Genomic DNA, 15,099 nt, shown 5'->3' with positions numbered 1-15,099 from the left:
TCATCCCAACTTCGGTACTGCGTGCAGGCGCACGTCGGCAATCGACCACAGCTGCGGCAACCGGATCGCGAACAGCCCGGCGCTGCGGGTGCGCTGGTCCAGCTTCAGCAGCTCCCTGTCCTTGCTGAGCAGCCAGCAGGCTCCCGAGGCCAGCGCCAGCTCCAGAAACTTCTGGTCATCCGGATCGCCGCAACGTGGCAACACAGTATCCTCGCCCGCCGTTGCCGCCTCGGGCGGCAGCAGCTGGATCAGTGCATCGAAAGCCGCGTTGAAGGCTGGCCGTTGCTGGTCATCGATAGGCAATTGAGGGTAGTGCAGCACCCGCTGCCATTCCTCGCGGCAATCGTCACGCGTCACCGCCTGCACCGCGCCGCGTTCCAGCGCCGCCAGCAGGTGCGAACACAGCGGGTCGCGGAACACGAACAGATCCAGGCATACGTTGGTATCCAGCACGATGCGCGGCACAGGCAGGGCATTGCGGGTCATCGCCGCAGCACCGGACAGGGCCATCGCATGAATGCCGCCGCTTCCATCAGGCATCATTCTCGGATGTCGCACTCAACTGCGCCTCGCCATCCGCATCGATCCGGATGCTCAGGGTGATCGGCCGGCAGCAGACCTGGCAGTCCTCGATGTAAAGCTGATCGCCCGCCGAGGCATCGACCAGGATCTCGATGGTTTCGCCGCAATACGGACAGGCGATATCGAAGGGCGCAAGCATGGGTGCATTACCGGAACAGGGGTAACGCAGCTTGCCACAGACCGACGGCCCCGGATGACGGCGCCGTGCGCGCTACAATCGATCCGCGCCGCCGCCCAACCCGGGCGGCATCCATCCATGCGAAAAACTCCAGGCAGATGCTGCACTTCCTGAATCAACCACGGATCATCGACATCGCCGGGCGACCGTTCGTCAGCCAGGGCCTGTCGCGACGCGTCTGGGATGACATCTACCATCGCGCGCTCACCGTGAGCTGGCCGGTGTTCTTCGGCCTGGCTGCTGCGGCCTTCCTGCTGCTCAACACCTTCTTCGCCGGGATCTACCAGCTCGGCACGCAACCCATCGCGAACCAGTATCCGCATGGGTTCGCCGGCGCATTCTTCTTCAGCGTGGAGACCCTGGCCACGGTCGGCTACGGCGACATGCATCCGCAAACCGTCTACGCGCATATCGTGGCCACGGTGGAAATCTTCACCGGCATGGCGTGCATCGCCGTGGTCACCGGACTGATCTTTTCGCGCTTTTCGCGCCCTCGCGCGAAAATCATCTTCACCGACCATCCGATCGTGCGCATGATCGACGGCAAACAGACCTTGATGGTCCGCGCTGCCAACACCCGGCAGAACATCATCGCCGAAGCCTCTGCCCAATTGCATTTGCTGCGCCTGGAAACCTCGCCGGAGGGTTTCAAGCTGCGCAAGATCTACGACCTGAAACTGGTGCGCGATCGCCATCCGATCTTCATGCTGAGCTGGAGCCTGATGCATGTGATCGACGAGAGCAGCCCGCTCCACGGCGAAACTCCGGAGACCCTGGAAGGCAGCCAATCGGCCTTCCTGCTGAGCCTGGAGGGCATCGACGAGACCACCTCGCAATCCATGCTCGCGCGCCAGCGCTGGAGTCATAAGGACCTGCGCTGGAATCATCGTTATACCGATCTCGTTCACGTCGACGATGCCGGCATCAACATCATCGACTACAGCGTTTTTCACGAAGTGCTGCCGCTTGATGCGGACGAAACCCCACCCGGCTGATGCTGCGTCACGCCTGCCAGGCGATACACTGTGCCTTCCCCCTAGCGGATGACCACCGATGGCCGAGCGCGAGTTCGACAATTATCTTGCCCGCTCCGGCGCCACGCTCGAGGGTTCGCGCTATACCGCCTACCTCGCGGTGACCCCGCGCAAGAGCGGCTTCCCGATGTATTTCGCGATCTGCGAGAACCGCAGCTTCCGCGACAAGACGATCGCCGAGACCGCCGCTGCCAAGGCACTGGCCGACATGCTGGGACTGGAAGATGACGGCACGCCGATCTTCCCCGAGGATTACACCGGCTTCGATGACGACAAGCCGGCCAACGCGCCGGAGTGATCGTGGGCCCGGCATGCGCCGGCCGCGTCAATCACAGCGTCAGCAGCACCTTGCCGATCGCCTCGCGGCTTTCCAGGTACGCGTGCGCCTTCGCGCCATCGCTAAGCGCAAAGCGAGCGGCGAGGTTCGGCTGCAGCTGGCCGGCGCGGATCTGCGCGAACAACGCCGCCGCCCGTTCGCGCCGGATCGACGCACTGGTCAGCACGTTCCACAGATCACCACCGGTCAGCGTCAGCGAGCGATCCATCAACAGGCGCGGGTCGACCGGATCGGGATCACCGGCCGCCATCCCGTAGAACACCACCGTACCGCCGATGCGCGCGGCGGCGAGGCTGTCGCCCAACGTGCGGCCGACCGAGTCGTAGACCACATCGGCGCCGCGACCCGCGCTTAGTTGCTTCGTCTGCGCCAGCAGCTCGTCGTAACCGCACGCAGCGGCCGCGCCGGCCGCCAGCACCGCAGCGCGTTTCGTGGCGCTGGACGCCACGCCCAGTACGCTCGCACCCAGCGCCTTCAGCATCTGCACCAGCAGTTGGCCCACGCCACCGGCCGCCGCATGCACCACCGCCACGTCGCCTCGGCGCACCTTGTAGCTGTCGGTCACCAGATACTGCGCGGTCAGCCCTTGCAACAGGGTTGCTGCCGCGGTGTCGAAGGTGATGTCGTCCGGCAACGGAATCAGCTTGTCCAGATCCACCGCCACCAGCTCGGCATTCGCATGCGGCATGTCGGCAAAGCCGACCCGCGTACCGACCGGAAACTGCGTATCGCCCGCCGCCTCGGTCTCGATCACCCCAGCGCCCTCGTAACCGAGGATCCATGGCGCGGTGCCGCTCAGGTGATAGTTGCCGTTGCGCCGGTACACGTCGGCGAAGTTCAATCCGACACTCTTCATCCGCACCAGCGCCTGACCGGACGCGAGAACCGGCTCGGGCCGCTCGCCCCAGTGCAGCACGTCGGGACCACCGAACTTTTCAAACAACAAGGCATGCATGGCGTGGCGCTCCGAATCAATGGAAATGGGTGATGGCAACCATGCTCACGCGCAGTGCGCGATTCAAGCCGCCCTTTCGCGCAACTGTGCCACTGCTTCCGGAATCGCCGATGGCGTATCCGCCGTGATCACATGCGGATGGCCGGTGCCGAGATCGTGCTCCAGCTCATGCGCCCAGGTCACGTGATACGGCAGGTGCACGCCCCAACCACCCAGGCGCACCACCGGTTCGATATCCGAGCGCAGCGAATTTCCGACCATCGCGAACTGTGCCGGCTGCAGCTTGAACTCGGCCAGCACACGCCGGTAGGTATCGGCGTTCTTCTCCGAGACGATCTCGATGCGGCGGAACAACTCGGCCAGACCTGATTGCGCGACCTTCTTTTCCTGATGGAACAAGTCGCCTTTCGTGATCAACACCACCGCGTGATGCTGCGCCACCGCCTCGACCGCCTCGCGGATGCCGGGCAGCAATTCCACCGGATGCTGCAACACGTCCTTGCCCACCTCGATCAGCCGATGGATATCGGCCGCCGTGATGCGGCCGGCCGTGACCGTGATCGCGGTCTCCACCATCGACAACGCCATGCCCTTCGCGCCGTAGCCGAACAGTTTGAGATTGCGTTGCTCGGTCGCCAGCATTCTGTCGTGCACCTGCCGGTCGCCCAGATCCACATAGCGCCCGACGACCAGCGCGAACTCCGCATTCGCATGCTGGTAATAACCCTCGCTGTGCCACAACGTGTCGTCACCGTCGAAACCGATAAGCTGGAGCATGCTGGAGGCCTTGTCGCAGAGCTGATGATTTTAACGCGTGACTGCCATCCAGCGGCGGCAATCAACCATCGGCCCGTTCAATCTGGCGGGTCAGCGCATACAGGATGCGCAAGTCCTGTGCATCGAGCGTGTCACCCTCGATGCCGCGGTAATGATGATGGAACGCATGCACGGCGGCGTTGCGGTCATCCAGCGGATAGCCGACCTCCCCCAGCGCCATCCAGGGATCGAAGCCGGCAGGAGGATCGATCAAGGTGCCCTGTGGCCACAGTCCGAAGCCGGCATCGGCCAGTTGCTTCCACGGAAACAGCGGACCGGGATCGTTTCTGCGCGTGGGCGCAAAATCCTCGTGACCGACGATCTGCGTGCGCGGGATGCGCAGGCGGTCGGTGAGGTCAGCCAGCAGGCGCAACAGGCTGTCGATTTGTGCCGGCGCAAAAGGCGAGTGGCCGTCATTGTCCAGTTCGATGCCGATGGAAGCGGAGTTCACATCGGTAATCGTGCCCCAACGTCCCGCCCCCGCATGCCATGCGCGCTGCGCATCGGCGACCAGCTGATAGATGTGCCCGTCCTGGCCGATCAGATAGTGCGAGCTGACCGGGCCTTCGCTGTTGCCGCTGCGCAGCGTATCCAGGCTCTTCTGCACCGATGACTGCTCGGTGAAATGCAGCACGATCAGCTGGGCCCGACGCTCGTCGTGATTCGACGACGGCACCCAAGTCGCCAGCGGATTGCGGGCAGGCACCTGCGCGCAGGCGGCAAGCAGCACCAGCACGGCCAGCAGGGTCATGCCACGCCAATGCCGGCACCAGCGCGAAAAGCGACGCATCGATGATGCTCCCGGAAATGGACAAGAACGGGATACTAACCTCACGGCAGCACGGTGCCGTGCGCCTCAGCTCACTTCGCTGCCCAGCCGCAGGTTGATGCCCAGCGCCGTGGCCAGCTCGCGCAGCGGCTCGCCGTCACGGGTCAGCGTCATCCAGCCGGCATAGGTGTCGCTGTCGGTTTCCCACGCCCACAGCGTATAGCCGAACTCGGCCAGGCGGTCGTAGGCGATCGAGAACAGTTCGGCCGCATCCAGGTCATCGAAGAACTCGTCATCGTCCGGATCGCCGTTCCAGTCCACCGACAAATTCCAGCGCGAGGACAGCTCGTCGATCGCCTGCACCAACGAGCGCAGGTCATGCGTGCCCACGATGAAGCCGGAACGCCAGTCGATCACCCGGCCGATCACTTCGATCGGTTCGACCTCGTCGGCATCGACGTCGGCCATCGCCTCGCGATAGTCATTGAACTGCAGCAGCGCCGTTTCCTCGTCGCCGGGATTGATCAGCAGCAGCAGCTGCCAGACCTTTGCCTCGACCGAGTCCTCATCGACATCGTCGAATTCGCGCTCGGCATCATAATCGTCGTCGGATGGATTCATGGGTGGATCACGGTCGGGCAGGAGCCGCATGGTGACGTGTCCGCCACCGCGGGGGAAGCATCCGTCATCACGCACCCACCCGGCGCCGTACTACCGCCATGTCGCGCACCGGGCGAATCTCGATCGCGCCGGTGCGCGACCACGGAAACTCCGCAGCAATCCGCACCGCCTCGTCCATGCTGTCAGCTTCGATCAGGTTGAAACCGCCCAGGTATTCCTTGGTCTCGGCGAATGGCCCGTCGACCACGCTGACGCGGTTGTTGCGCACTCGAAGTGTCTTCGCCGTGGCCGGCGCCTCCAGCTGCTGCGAATCGTGCAGATGGCCTTGCTGCTGCAGTACGTCTGCATGCATGAAGCAGCCATGCATCATCGTGTCGAACTCGCCCTCCGGCAACGCGTCCAGCAGGGTGTCGTCGCAATAGATCATGACCAGGTATTTCATGGCGCCCTCGACAGTAATTAGGTGGATAAAGCCGTGGAACGAAGTACGAAGATGGATAATGCCGCCATCCCGCCTCGCGTGACCACCATGCACGATACCCCCACGTTCTCCTGCCAGCCGATCGCCCACGTGCGTTCGCCGTATGCGCGGCGCATCGACGCGCCGCACCAGCCCACCGTGGTGGAAGGCACCGAAACCGGTGCAGCGGCCGAGGCGATCATCGAGTTTGCGGCTGATTTTCCGGCGGTGGCGTTCCGCGATCTTGCCGGCTTTGAGCGCATCTGGCTGGTGTTCGTGTTCCATCGCAGCGAAGGCTGGAAGGCCGAGGTACGACCTCCGCGTGGTGGCGGCAAGCGCAGCGTACTGGCCACCCGTTCGCCACACCGGCCGAACGCGATCGGCCTGTCCGCCGTCGAACTGGTCGCCGTCGAAGATCATGCCCTGCGCGTGCGCGGCATGGACCTGCTCGACGGCACGCCGATCCTCGACATCAAGCCGTATGTGCCCTACGCCGACGCATTCCCGGGATCGCGCGCCGGGTGGATCGACGGCATCGACGCAGCGCAGGGTCGTCACTCTGCGCCGGGGCCACGCCGGCCACGCTCCACTCCAGGCCGCTGAGCATCGCAGCATCACCGCCGAATCGCCCCCTCTCCGCTGGGCAAAGGACGCGAGAGTAATACGCCGGCACACCTGAAAATGCGCCGCTCGGCAGCCCAGACACCCCTGATCTTCCGGGGGTATCGGCCTGTCATACGGCGATCATCTGATCGGTCGATGATGCAGATGCCCTCTTCTCAACCGCTGAGACAAGTCCCCGCTATTTTTGCTTCGCCCCGACGGAACCCTCCGACGACGGCTCCCGACTTCCCGGCAGTGGTCGGTTCAAACCTCTTGCCGCGTCAGGCGCAAGCCCGGCGCGGCTTTTTTGTGCCCGTTGTTCGCCATGTCCGTCAAATCCTGTTCACGCCCGAGCTGCTTGAATCAGTTGCAAGGAGGTCACACCATGAAAATCTTCCCGCTGCTGTCGCTCGTCCTCGTCGCCTGCGCGATGCTGTCGGCGTCTCCCGCGCATGCAGCCCCACCCGTCCCCGACAGCTCGCACGCATCGACCTTGCCGGAGATGCTCACGCGTTATCACTGGCAATTGCACGATGCCGTCGACAACAGCGGCAAGCGTCTCGATGCCCTGTTCGGGCTGCCGGACAGGCCGCTGCAGCTCGATTTCGCCGATGGCAGGGTCAGGGTGCGCAACGCCTGCAACGGCATCGGCGGCAGCTACCTCATCGTCGAGGATCATCTCCAGGTCGCACAGATGATGCATACCATGATGGCCTGCCATGACCAAACCCTGATGCAACGCGAGTCCACCATCACAGCCGTGCTGCGCAGCACGCCGACCCTGATTCTGTCGGGCAAGGGCAACATGCCGCTGCTCACCTTGACGGCCGACGATGGCCAGACGCTGACATTCGCCGGCAGCCCGGTCACGCAAACACCGTGAAAGGCCACCTGGGAGGTCTGGATTGAAGGCGGCAAGCAGGCAAACGCAGCAGGGACAAACCTTGCCCTCTACGGCTGCCGCTTCACACGATCAAGATGCATGCCCAGCGGCCCGCGTTCCAGCGTGACACTGACATTGTCGCCGGATCGCGCACCCCAGTAGGGCAAGCCGCAGTCGCCCACCCTGCGCTGAAGGAAAGGGTCGTAGAACGCGTAGCTGGTTCCGCAACGACCACCGGTATGGGAGACCTCCAGCTGCGTCAGCATGGACGAAGGGGTGCGGGAGCTTGCGAAAACCAGCAAGCCGAGCAGTGCGTAGAAGCCAAGCCAGCACATCCAGCCGACAAGGCAGCCCATCATCACGACATGAAAGGGGATTTCCATCGTCGTGAGCCTGCGCGGTCCCGCCCGCATTTGCAGGGTGTAGTGATTCCGGCGCAGGAAGCGTGCGAACAGCAGCATCCCGAGCATCGCGAAGACCGCCATGGACCACGCCGCCACCCGATAGGTAGCGGCGCTGAAATAGCAGTCGGCCGAAACACACCACGAAAAAATCAGCAACATGAGCACGCCCAGCCAGGCATACATGCGCATCAGGCCAGTCCTGCCGCCGTCTGTCCCTGCGGCGTCCCCATGGTCGGAGCCGGCTGTACTGACGGAAGCAGGCGGCAGACGATCATCCATTCACGCATATCCTCATCGAACGCACGACGCAGCGGCCGAGCCACTGCGCACTCTGGTCAACCGCTCAGCGTGCCGACGCCGGCACCGCGACGCCCGCCGCCCGGATATCCGCATCATCGAGATGCTCCGCTTTCCAGATCATCGCGCGATGGATGCGGTTCCAGCCGCTGGGATGGTCGAAGAACACGAACTCCTCCACCGGGCCGGGATGCATCTTGCGGTATTCGGAAAGCTGCACGGCCGCCTCCGCGAAACCATCCGGCTGGCGCGCCGCATTCAGGCCGAACGCATCGGCTTCCGCTTCCATGCTGCGGGTGATCGTGTTGTTCACCGGCGTCATGAAGAACATGAAGATCGAGAACAGTGCGGCAAGCAGCGGCAAGCCAGCCACGTCGCCGGCGCCGCGAAGGTTCCAGCGCGCGCCCCAGTACCGTTCGGCCCGGCCGAAACCCCAGTACACGAAGGCGAAGCCGAGCACGATGATGATGGCGAAAAAGACCAGACCCTTGTAGACGTGATTGAGCACATAGTGGCCCATCTCGTGGCCCAGGACCGCCTTGATTTCCGCCGGGGTGCTGCGGTTCATCAGGTTGTCATTGAGGCTGATCCGCGTGGTGCCGAACATGCCGCTCACGTTGGCACTGATGCGCTTGCTCTGGCGCGAGGCATCGAACCAGTAGACATCGGTGGCGGGGATGCCGTTGGCTCGCGCCATCGACAGGATCTGTGCCTTCAGCGGGCTTTCCGGCAGCGACTTGTACGTGTTGAACACCGGCGCGATGTAGACCGGCGCGATGGTGGCCACAAAGGTCATGAACACCAGCGACACACCCGCCCCCCACAGCCACCAGGTACGGGTCGCCTTGCGGATCACCGCATAGATGATCACCAGCGCCACGGTGCCCAGGATCAGGGCGATGACCAGCCCCTTGGCCTGGTCGCCCAGCCATTGCCCAAGGTCCTGATTGGACAGCCCGTACCGATGTTCGCGGACGAAGCCCTCGTAGATGTTCCACGGCAAGGTCAGCAGCGTCGTCAGCACGATGTACTGCAGCGCATAGACGGCCGTCTGCAGCCAGCGCAAACGTGTCAGGCGTTCGGCGAAATCACGCATGCGCGCCGACAGCCGCGTGCCGAGCAACAGCCACGCCACAGCCAGGGCCACCAGCAGATCCCACAGGATCAGCCAGTAGCCGCCCTCGAAATACGCGTCGGAATTCGCCCGCGCCTGCGGCGACAACTGCGCCATGTAGGTGTCGGTGGCAGCGCCCACATCGAAGTGCGCCGTGCTCACCGGTGTCGTTGTCGCACTGACCGTCGGCGTCACGTCAGCCGCCAGTGCAGCCTGCACCTGGCTTGCACCAAGCATCAGGACAGCCACCAGCAGGATGGCCAGAACGTGTTTCATGGACGACTCCCCTCGCCTGAAGATGAAGAGCTTCAAACGTAGCCGAACCTACGGAGGCAGGCTACCTGACTAGTTACACTCCCACGGTTCCTCATGGCTCCGGGAATGCGCTCGGCATCATCCTTGAAGAACAAGTTTCGAGCCACGTCGTGCCGGCTATTTTCCGGGCGCTTGCGTCGATTCATGGACTGGGTGATGGCCATAGCTGAGCACGCGGGTGATCTGCCACTGGTCGCCCTGATGGCGCCAGACGATGACAAAGTCGGCCATGCCATCGCAGTCACCCGTCTTGAACTGGCAGAAGCGGTGCACGCCCTGTTCGATCGCGCCGAAATCCTTGATCGGGTAGACCTTGAGGCTGCCCGGCACCAGCTCGCGACGGAAATGGCCGCACACGTTCTGCGCCGTCTTGGCAATCATCGCCTGACGCGTCCAGGTGACACCGCCCTGGTCGTGATAGAACTCGACATCGGGTGCAAAATAACTGGCGTGCCGCTGAAGCTGCTCCGGCACGCTGCAGTGATTGAATGCGTCGAACACAGCCGTATCGAGTGCGGCTATCTTGTCGAACAGGGCATCTGCCGCTGGCGACGGATCGGGTTGCGAGGCTGCGGCAGGTGCCGCGGAAAGCCTGAACGCGATCAGCATCGGAACCACGATCGTCGAAACGGCAAACTTGTTCACATCAATCTCCTGGCTGATACTCGAATGAGGCCGTGCGGATCCATTGCGCAATCCAGTACCGTCTGTTGAAACGGGTTCCTGTCAGCCGCCGGCAAAACGCTACGAGCGATTGCCCAGCATCAAGGCATAGACCAGATACAGCACCGTCGCGACCAGTGGCATCGCGTACCACCAGTAAGACGCAGCGCTGCCGCCATGCCGGTGCAGATACACCACGATACCCGCACTCGCGGCACACAGGGCCGGCAGGACGTACATCGAAAGATTCAGGATATTGAGCTGGAGCTTGCCGAGCGGGTCATCGTTGCCGATGCCGGTTGCCGAAAAGACCACGACCATGAACAGGAGGTACGCCAGCAGCAGCTGGGAGATCGTCCCCAGGATGGTCCATGTAAGTGACATGCTTGCGTTCCCTTCGGCATTCCGATCGCCGTCGCAGTATGCCTGCAAATCGACCCATGAGCCGCAATGCCCATCGCCACAGTCTCGGGCGAGGAATGAAGATGAAACTCCGGCAGGGTTCGTCAAACCTGTGCCGATTCACCCTGTCCGGGTGGATGCTGTTGCGACATCAAGCGCCTGCATGGAGACGACCTTGCCACCATCGAGCTGCCGCTGGCCGACTTCGCGGAATCCGAACCTGGCATGGAAGCGGCGGGACGCCGTATTGGGCGGCTCGATGTCGAACTCGCAGGTGATGAACGGCACCGCGTCACGTGACGCCAGCGCGCAGGCATCACGGTAGAGCCGGCTGCCTGCACCGCGTGCCTGCACGGTGCCGCCAACCACGATGCGATCCACATACAGGAAGCGCGCATGGCGCTGCGCAAACCACTGGTAGTTCGCTCCGTCATAGTCCGCGCCCTCGCGGAAGGCGAGCAGGAACGCCTCGATCCGGCCGTCATGCTCGATCACGCGATGCAATGCCGACTGTGCGTGCAGTTGCGCCAGGCGCGCAGCATCCAGCGGACTCAGCACCGCCACGAAAGCCTCGTTGAGGGCGAGGATCGCGGGGAAGTCGGCAGGAGTGGCGTCGCGGAGCAGCATCGATGACCTGGTTTTCGCACAGCATGCCCAAAGTCGGGCTTGAGTGACATGGGGGTTCCCGCAGGTGGGAACCCGCCAGGAATGCCGCTTCCTTTCACGCTCTCCGAAATGGCGCCATGAATGGGCCGTGCCTCCTCCCAGATTGCCAATTTCCGGCCCGGCAAATCCAGCCCGGAATGTGGCGCAGAAATGCCGCGGTGCTACCTTTGCGCGGAACGGCCGGGATGTGGCTCCAGGCATTGGAAAGAGGTGGCAGACCTTGCCAGCGTCGACCGTGCCCGCCACCCCTGGATACTGATCAACTCACCTGCCAGGTCTTCGCCAGTTCGCCGGCGAAATCGCGATAGCGACGCGGCGGATGCCCGAGCAGACCGGTGAGGACGTCGACGGCGTGGGATTTGCCCAGCATGCCATCGACATGAAAGCGCGAGAGCATCAGACGCAGATCGTAGGCCGACCATGACGGCATGACACTCGCCATGAAACCCTCGTATGCGTCGAGATCATTGCCACCATGGGTGACCGGCTTGCCGAGCACGCCGGACCAGATTGTCGCCAGCGCATCGCTGGTCAGCGCGTCCGGCCCGGTGATCTCGATCACCTCACGTGGCAGCGGCGCCGGCGCACGGACGCGGCGCAGCAAGGAGGCCACGGCGATCTCCGCAATGTCACGCACATCGACCATCGACACGCCGACATCGCCGATGGGCATGCCGTAGCGGCCATGCTTCATCAATCCATCCTTGAGCATGGCGTCGTTCTGCATGAAATAGGACGGGCGCAGCACGGTCACCGGCAGGTCGAACTGCTCGATCATCCGTTCCACCGTGTACTTGCCGGTGAAATGCGGCACATCGGTGTAGGTATCGCTGTTGAGCACCGACAGATAGACGATGCGCTCGATGCCAGCCTCGCGTGCCAGGCTCAGGGTGCTGATGGCCTGGGTCACTTCATCGGCAACCACGGCATTGAGAAGGAACAGCGCGTCGACATCCTTCAACGCCGCACGCATCGAGGGGATGTCGGTCATGTCGCCCCTGACGGCGGTGACGCCTTCGGGAAACGACACCTTTTCCGGGTCGCGCGTCAACGCACGCACGCCGACACCTTGTGCGACCAGTCCGCGAACGACAAGGCTGCCGATCGTGCCGGTGCTGCCAGTAACGAGAATGTTCATGGGTATCTCCTTCAGTGGTGGGGATGACGTGTTCTGTGGCGCCATCCTGATGTTTCATGAATGTCACCGATAGCCGCATAATCTGGACATCTCGTCTCACTGGTGGAACACCCATGGACCTCCTCGCCCTGGCCGACTTCAACGCGGTGGCACGACATGGTGGCGTCGGTCGCGCCGCACGCATTACTGGCCGTCCCAAGGCCACGCTCTCACGCCGGGTGCGCCAGCTCGAGGACACGCTCGGCGTACGCCTGTTCGAACGTGGCGGCCATGAGTTGCGTCTCACCGGGGAAGGACGCGAGCTGCAGGACCAGACACAGTCGCTGCTGGAACACCTCGATGAAGTCGGCGAAGTGTTGCGGCGAGGCATCAGCACGCCGCGCGGCCGGCTGCGCATCAGCGCGCCCGTGCTGTTCGGTCAGCGCGGCCTGGGCCGCATCGCCGCCGACTACGCCCTGGCCTATCCCGGCGTGCAACTGGAAGTGATCGCCGAAGATCGTTTTGTCGATCCGGTGGACGACGACTTCGACCTGATCATCCGTGCCAATCCGGACCCCTCGACCGACCTGGCCGGGCGCTGCTTCCTGCGCGACGTGCTGGCCGTCGTGGCGGCCCCATCCCTGCCCAGACCGGCAAGGCAGCGTCATGTCGCCGTGCCGGCCATCACCCTGCCCCATGCGCCGGTCGACGCGCCCTGGCAGCTCAGCCGCACACGCAGTGTGCTGACCATCGCCACTCATACCGTGCTGCGCCTGTCGTCGATGGCGATGATCCACGATGCGGTACTCGCAGGCGTGGGCGCCGCCGCCATGCCGCGCTCGCTGGTGCAGGCTGATATCGACGCCGGCCGGCTGATCGACTGGGGCACGCTCGCTGACCGCCGCATCGAAGTCTGGGCGTTGTATCCCTCGCACAGGCATGTAAGCACCCGTGTGACCGCTTTCGTGAAACTGCTGGTGGATCGTTTTGAAAACGCCTCGCCTGCAGCTTTCGCCCGGCTCGCAAGTACAAAGTGACCCGGCGCCAGCGCGGCAAGGGAAGCAGCAACCCTGGCTAGCCATCCTTCCGCGCTACGCGCTAATGCTGCATCAGCCGACCGTCCCGCTTGCGCCTCGCCTCACCGACTCAAGTCCCCTGCACCGGGCGCCAGCGCGAAATCGATCGCCGCGCAAACCGCTGCCACCTGCGCGGCGTTGCATTGCTCGGGCGTTGCCCGCGGACTGTCCGGATAGACTTCGGTGGTCGTCTTGTAGCGGGCGTTGGTGATGCCTGCGCAGAGGCCAAGCTGCCTGAGCGGGTATTCGATGACACCCGGCGCGACCACCGGTGAACCGATGATCTCGCCATGGCTGTCGGCCGGGGCGATGTGGGTGACTTTCGCCACCGCCGCGATCACTGCCTGCTGGAATGCGGGTTGCGGATGTTCGCTGTCGTCGACCAGATAGAAACCATCGGGAATCTCGCCCGGTTCGCAAGCCATGCCATCGCGGGCCGCCAGCGCCGGGCGAAATTCGGACTCGTCGCTGTCGGTGGTTTCATGCAGATCGACATGCACCAGCACGCGGTCGCGCAAGGGCGCAATCAGGCGCATCAGCGCCGCCGACTCCTGTGCCGGGCTGTTCTCGCGGAAGGAGCGGTTCGGATCGATCGCATCCGCGTTCCAGCGATGAATCCGTTCGTAGGCCCAGGGGCTCACGCAAGGCGCCACGATGAGGTTGATGCGACCGGCATAGCTTGCTGCATGCTGATCGACGAACTGCAGCGCACCGTGCACGCCGCTGGTTTCATAGCCATGCACGCCACCCGTCACCAGCACGCAGGGAAGCTCGTCACGCCAGTCGCGGCTCCTGACCGCGAACAGCGGGTAGCTGCCGGAGGGGTAATCGAGACGGCCGTATTGCTCCAGCTCGAAGCGTGTACGCAAGGTCTCGAGCACGCTCAGCACGTCCGCTTCGTAGCTGCGCTGACGGGTCTGCCGTGACAGCCAGGCTGCGACTTCTGCCGGTCCCCACGGAGTGCCGGGGGTGCCGATCGGGTAGAGGGCCGGGATTGTCATCACATCGCTCGCTTTTCAATCGCACAAGGCAAGGCGGGGCAATGTAGCACCAGCCGCCATCGCGGTTGGTCGTCAGAAATGTCTGCCTGCAGACGGCGCCCCTCTCTCGGGCGCGGCCGAGTCACCAGCTGGCAACCATGAAGCTGGCGAAGTGCACTCTGCACCCTGCTTCGAATGTACCGGCCCGGCGCCGATTACTTCTCGTTCACGCGTGGCCCGTTGCCGCTCGGCAGCGGCTCCAGGCTGAGGGCGATGGTGGTGATCTTGCGATCCAGACCCTGGACGACGTCGCTGGTCAGGTCGTTGCTCATGTTGCCGGCGAGCACCGAGTCACGGTTGAGCAAAAGTCCGCAATGATGGCTTCCATAACTGCCAGCGACGATCGGCTCCGCCGCCTGGCCGATACTCTGCATGGCCTTGGCGCGGGTGAGCTGGATACGTTCATTCAGATTGTCGGCCTGGGTCTGCAACGTCTGCATGCGTTGCTGCAGGGCCGCTCCCTGTTCCTTGCGCTGCGCCTCGCTCATGGATGGCTCCTTTTGCTGGAAGCTCTGGACATCCGCGTCGAGCGGCTTGCGCTCGCTGGCCAGCTGACTGCGCGCCTGATCGGCCAGTTGGCTGAGTTGCTGGCTCGCGGCCTGACCGACCTTCGCCTGTGCGAAGACCGCCTCGCGCGAGAGCAGGCACACGCCAGGCACGGGGTTACCCTGGAGATCGGCGGCGCGCGCAGACGACACGGGAACGGCAGAAAGAACGGCCGCGGCGATCAGGATAGCGACATGCAGGGAACGATACAGATTCATGGT

Annotated in this window: 20 protein-coding genes; 5 read left to right on the top strand and 15 right to left on the bottom strand. The window is 63.7% G+C overall.

Annotation, left to right across the window (positions count from 1 at the left end):
• Both B0E50_RS01900 and B0E50_RS01895 read right to left on the bottom strand, forming a co-directional pair.
• Positions 1 to 510 (bottom strand): putative toxin-antitoxin system toxin component, PIN family, encoded by a 510-nt coding sequence (locus B0E50_RS01900; protein WP_254427144.1) that lies wholly within the window; start codon positions 508 to 510, stop codon positions 1 to 3.
• A 22-nt stretch (positions 511 to 532) separates the two neighbouring features.
• Positions 533 to 721 (bottom strand): CPXCG motif-containing cysteine-rich protein, encoded by a 189-nt coding sequence (locus tag B0E50_RS01895; RefSeq protein WP_077439390.1) that lies wholly within the window; start codon positions 719 to 721, stop codon positions 533 to 535.
• 65 nt (positions 722 to 786) lie between these two features.
• On the opposite strand from B0E50_RS01895, the gene B0E50_RS01890 reads away from it, so the two are divergent.
• Together B0E50_RS01890 and B0E50_RS01885 are read left to right on the top strand one after the other, a co-directional pair.
• Entirely contained in the window at positions 787 to 1,755 is a 969-nt protein-coding gene (locus tag B0E50_RS01890) for an ion channel (protein WP_254427143.1), read from the top strand.
• Positions 1,756 to 1,813: 58 nt separating this feature from the next.
• Complete coding sequence (locus B0E50_RS01885) at positions 1,814 to 2,092, top strand: hypothetical protein (RefSeq protein WP_077439388.1); 279 nt, start codon at positions 1,814 to 1,816, stop codon at positions 2,090 to 2,092.
• 31 nt (positions 2,093 to 2,123) lie between these two features.
• Here B0E50_RS01885 and B0E50_RS01880 read toward each other — a convergent pair whose 3' ends face one another.
• The 5 genes from B0E50_RS01880 to B0E50_RS01860 form a co-directional block, all read right to left on the bottom strand.
• Complete coding sequence (locus tag B0E50_RS01880) at positions 2,124 to 3,086, bottom strand: quinone oxidoreductase (protein WP_077439387.1); 963 nt, start codon at positions 3,084 to 3,086, stop codon at positions 2,124 to 2,126.
• Between the two features lie 63 nt (positions 3,087 to 3,149).
• Positions 3,150 to 3,863, bottom strand: a complete 714-nt coding sequence (locus B0E50_RS01875) for an HAD family hydrolase (protein WP_077439386.1) — start codon at positions 3,861 to 3,863, stop codon at positions 3,150 to 3,152.
• A 61-nt stretch (positions 3,864 to 3,924) separates the two neighbouring features.
• Positions 3,925 to 4,692 (bottom strand): N-acetylmuramoyl-L-alanine amidase, encoded by a 768-nt coding sequence (locus B0E50_RS01870; RefSeq protein WP_077439385.1) that lies wholly within the window; start codon positions 4,690 to 4,692, stop codon positions 3,925 to 3,927.
• 66 nt (positions 4,693 to 4,758) lie between these two features.
• Positions 4,759 to 5,292, bottom strand: coding sequence for a hypothetical protein (locus B0E50_RS01865; protein ID WP_077439384.1), 534 nt, complete (start codon positions 5,290 to 5,292; stop codon positions 4,759 to 4,761).
• Positions 5,293 to 5,359: 67 nt separating this feature from the next.
• A complete protein-coding gene (locus tag B0E50_RS01860) occupies positions 5,360 to 5,734 on the bottom strand; it encodes a YciI family protein (RefSeq protein WP_077439383.1) in 375 nt (124 codons plus the stop codon).
• Between the two features lie 51 nt (positions 5,735 to 5,785).
• Here B0E50_RS01860 and tsaA point away from each other — a divergent pair, with 51 nt between their 5' ends.
• Both tsaA and B0E50_RS01850 read left to right on the top strand, forming a co-directional pair.
• Positions 5,786 to 6,355, top strand: coding sequence for a tRNA (N6-threonylcarbamoyladenosine(37)-N6)-methyltransferase TrmO (gene tsaA, locus B0E50_RS01855; protein WP_254427142.1), 570 nt, complete (start codon positions 5,786 to 5,788; stop codon positions 6,353 to 6,355).
• Between the two features lie 385 nt (positions 6,356 to 6,740).
• The gene (locus B0E50_RS01850; protein WP_168170778.1) at positions 6,741 to 7,238 is read left to right on the top strand and encodes an META domain-containing protein; all 498 of its coding nucleotides are present in this window, start codon (positions 6,741 to 6,743) and stop codon (positions 7,236 to 7,238) included.
• A 68-nt stretch (positions 7,239 to 7,306) separates the two neighbouring features.
• On the opposite strand, the gene B0E50_RS01845 is transcribed toward B0E50_RS01850, so the two are convergent.
• The 6 genes from B0E50_RS01845 to B0E50_RS01820 all read right to left on the bottom strand — a co-directional run bounded on the left by B0E50_RS01845 (position 7,307) and on the right by B0E50_RS01820 (position 12,237).
• Positions 7,307 to 7,921 (bottom strand): hypothetical protein, encoded by a 615-nt coding sequence (locus tag B0E50_RS01845; RefSeq protein ID WP_139350719.1) that lies wholly within the window; start codon positions 7,919 to 7,921, stop codon positions 7,307 to 7,309.
• Between the two features lie 64 nt (positions 7,922 to 7,985).
• On the bottom strand, positions 7,986 to 9,329 hold the full coding sequence (locus B0E50_RS01840; protein WP_217343179.1) for a M48 family metallopeptidase: 1,344 nt from the start codon (positions 9,327 to 9,329) through the stop codon (positions 7,986 to 7,988).
• Between the two features lie 156 nt (positions 9,330 to 9,485).
• Entirely contained in the window at positions 9,486 to 10,013 is a 528-nt protein-coding gene (locus tag B0E50_RS01835; protein ID WP_254427141.1) for a nuclear transport factor 2 family protein, read from the bottom strand.
• Positions 10,014 to 10,112: 99 nt separating this feature from the next.
• The gene (locus B0E50_RS01830) at positions 10,113 to 10,415 is read right to left on the bottom strand and encodes a hypothetical protein (protein WP_139350718.1); all 303 of its coding nucleotides are present in this window, start codon (positions 10,413 to 10,415) and stop codon (positions 10,113 to 10,115) included.
• Positions 10,416 to 10,553: 138 nt separating this feature from the next.
• A complete protein-coding gene (locus B0E50_RS01825) occupies positions 10,554 to 11,060 on the bottom strand; it encodes a GNAT family N-acetyltransferase (protein WP_254427140.1) in 507 nt (168 codons plus the stop codon).
• Positions 11,061 to 11,358: 298 nt separating this feature from the next.
• Complete coding sequence (locus B0E50_RS01820; protein WP_077439378.1) at positions 11,359 to 12,237, bottom strand: NmrA/HSCARG family protein; 879 nt, start codon at positions 12,235 to 12,237, stop codon at positions 11,359 to 11,361.
• A gap of 113 nt (positions 12,238 to 12,350) precedes the next feature.
• Between B0E50_RS01820 and B0E50_RS01815 the strand changes: the two genes are divergently transcribed.
• On the top strand, positions 12,351 to 13,253 hold the full coding sequence (locus B0E50_RS01815; RefSeq protein WP_077439377.1) for a LysR family transcriptional regulator: 903 nt from the start codon (positions 12,351 to 12,353) through the stop codon (positions 13,251 to 13,253).
• A gap of 101 nt (positions 13,254 to 13,354) precedes the next feature.
• On the opposite strand, the gene B0E50_RS01810 is transcribed toward B0E50_RS01815, so the two are convergent.
• On the bottom strand, positions 13,355 to 14,293 hold the full coding sequence (locus B0E50_RS01810; RefSeq protein WP_077439376.1) for a M14 family metallocarboxypeptidase: 939 nt from the start codon (positions 14,291 to 14,293) through the stop codon (positions 13,355 to 13,357).
• Between the two features lie 194 nt (positions 14,294 to 14,487).
• Positions 14,488 to 15,096, bottom strand: coding sequence for an OmpH family outer membrane protein (locus B0E50_RS01805; protein WP_077439375.1), 609 nt, complete (start codon positions 15,094 to 15,096; stop codon positions 14,488 to 14,490).
• Positions 15,097 to 15,099 lie beyond the last annotated feature (3 nt).

Origin of the sequence: Rhodanobacter sp. C01, assembly GCF_002001045.1 — a bacterium.
GTDB lineage: Bacteria > Pseudomonadota > Gammaproteobacteria > Xanthomonadales > Rhodanobacteraceae > Rhodanobacter.
This window is presented reverse-complemented; position numbering and strand designations above follow the sequence as displayed.

Coding starts and splice junctions, on each gene's coding strand:
- B0E50_RS01885 (WP_077439388.1), top strand. CDS start 1,814: ATGGCCGAGCGCGAGTTCGACAATTATCTTGCCCGCTCCGGCGCCACG.
- B0E50_RS01860 (WP_077439383.1), bottom strand. CDS start 5,734: ATGAAATACCTGGTCATGATCTATTGCGACGACACCCTGCTGGACGCG.
- B0E50_RS01850 (WP_168170778.1), top strand. CDS start 6,741: ATGAAAATCTTCCCGCTGCTGTCGCTCGTCCTCGTCGCCTGCGCGATG.
- B0E50_RS01880 (WP_077439387.1), bottom strand. CDS start 3,086: ATGCATGCCTTGTTGTTTGAAAAGTTCGGTGGTCCCGACGTGCTGCAC.
- B0E50_RS01865 (WP_077439384.1), bottom strand. CDS start 5,292: ATGAATCCATCCGACGACGATTATGATGCCGAGCGCGAATTCGACGAT.
- B0E50_RS01825 (WP_254427140.1), bottom strand. CDS start 11,060: ATGCTGCTCCGCGACGCCACTCCTGCCGACTTCCCCGCGATCCTCGCC.
- B0E50_RS01900 (WP_254427144.1), bottom strand. CDS start 510: ATGGCCCTGTCCGGTGCTGCGGCGATGACCCGCAATGCCCTGCCTGTG.
- B0E50_RS01870 (WP_077439385.1), bottom strand. CDS start 4,692: ATGCGTCGCTTTTCGCGCTGGTGCCGGCATTGGCGTGGCATGACCCTG.
- B0E50_RS01830 (WP_139350718.1), bottom strand. CDS start 10,415: ATGTCACTTACATGGACCATCCTGGGGACGATCTCCCAGCTGCTGCTG.
- B0E50_RS01840 (WP_217343179.1), bottom strand. CDS start 9,329: ATGAAACACGTTCTGGCCATCCTGCTGGTGGCTGTCCTGATGCTTGGT.
- B0E50_RS01875 (WP_077439386.1), bottom strand. CDS start 3,863: ATGCTCCAGCTTATCGGTTTCGACGGTGACGACACGTTGTGGCACAGC.
- B0E50_RS01815 (WP_077439377.1), top strand. CDS start 12,351: ATGGACCTCCTCGCCCTGGCCGACTTCAACGCGGTGGCACGACATGGT.
- B0E50_RS01810 (WP_077439376.1), bottom strand. CDS start 14,293: ATGACAATCCCGGCCCTCTACCCGATCGGCACCCCCGGCACTCCGTGG.
- tsaA (WP_254427142.1), top strand. CDS start 5,786: ATGGATAATGCCGCCATCCCGCCTCGCGTGACCACCATGCACGATACC.
- B0E50_RS01845 (WP_139350719.1), bottom strand. CDS start 7,921: ATGGATGATCGTCTGCCGCCTGCTTCCGTCAGTACAGCCGGCTCCGAC.
- B0E50_RS01895 (WP_077439390.1), bottom strand. CDS start 721: ATGCTTGCGCCCTTCGATATCGCCTGTCCGTATTGCGGCGAAACCATC.
- B0E50_RS01820 (WP_077439378.1), bottom strand. CDS start 12,237: ATGAACATTCTCGTTACTGGCAGCACCGGCACGATCGGCAGCCTTGTC.
- B0E50_RS01805 (WP_077439375.1), bottom strand. CDS start 15,096: ATGAATCTGTATCGTTCCCTGCATGTCGCTATCCTGATCGCCGCGGCC.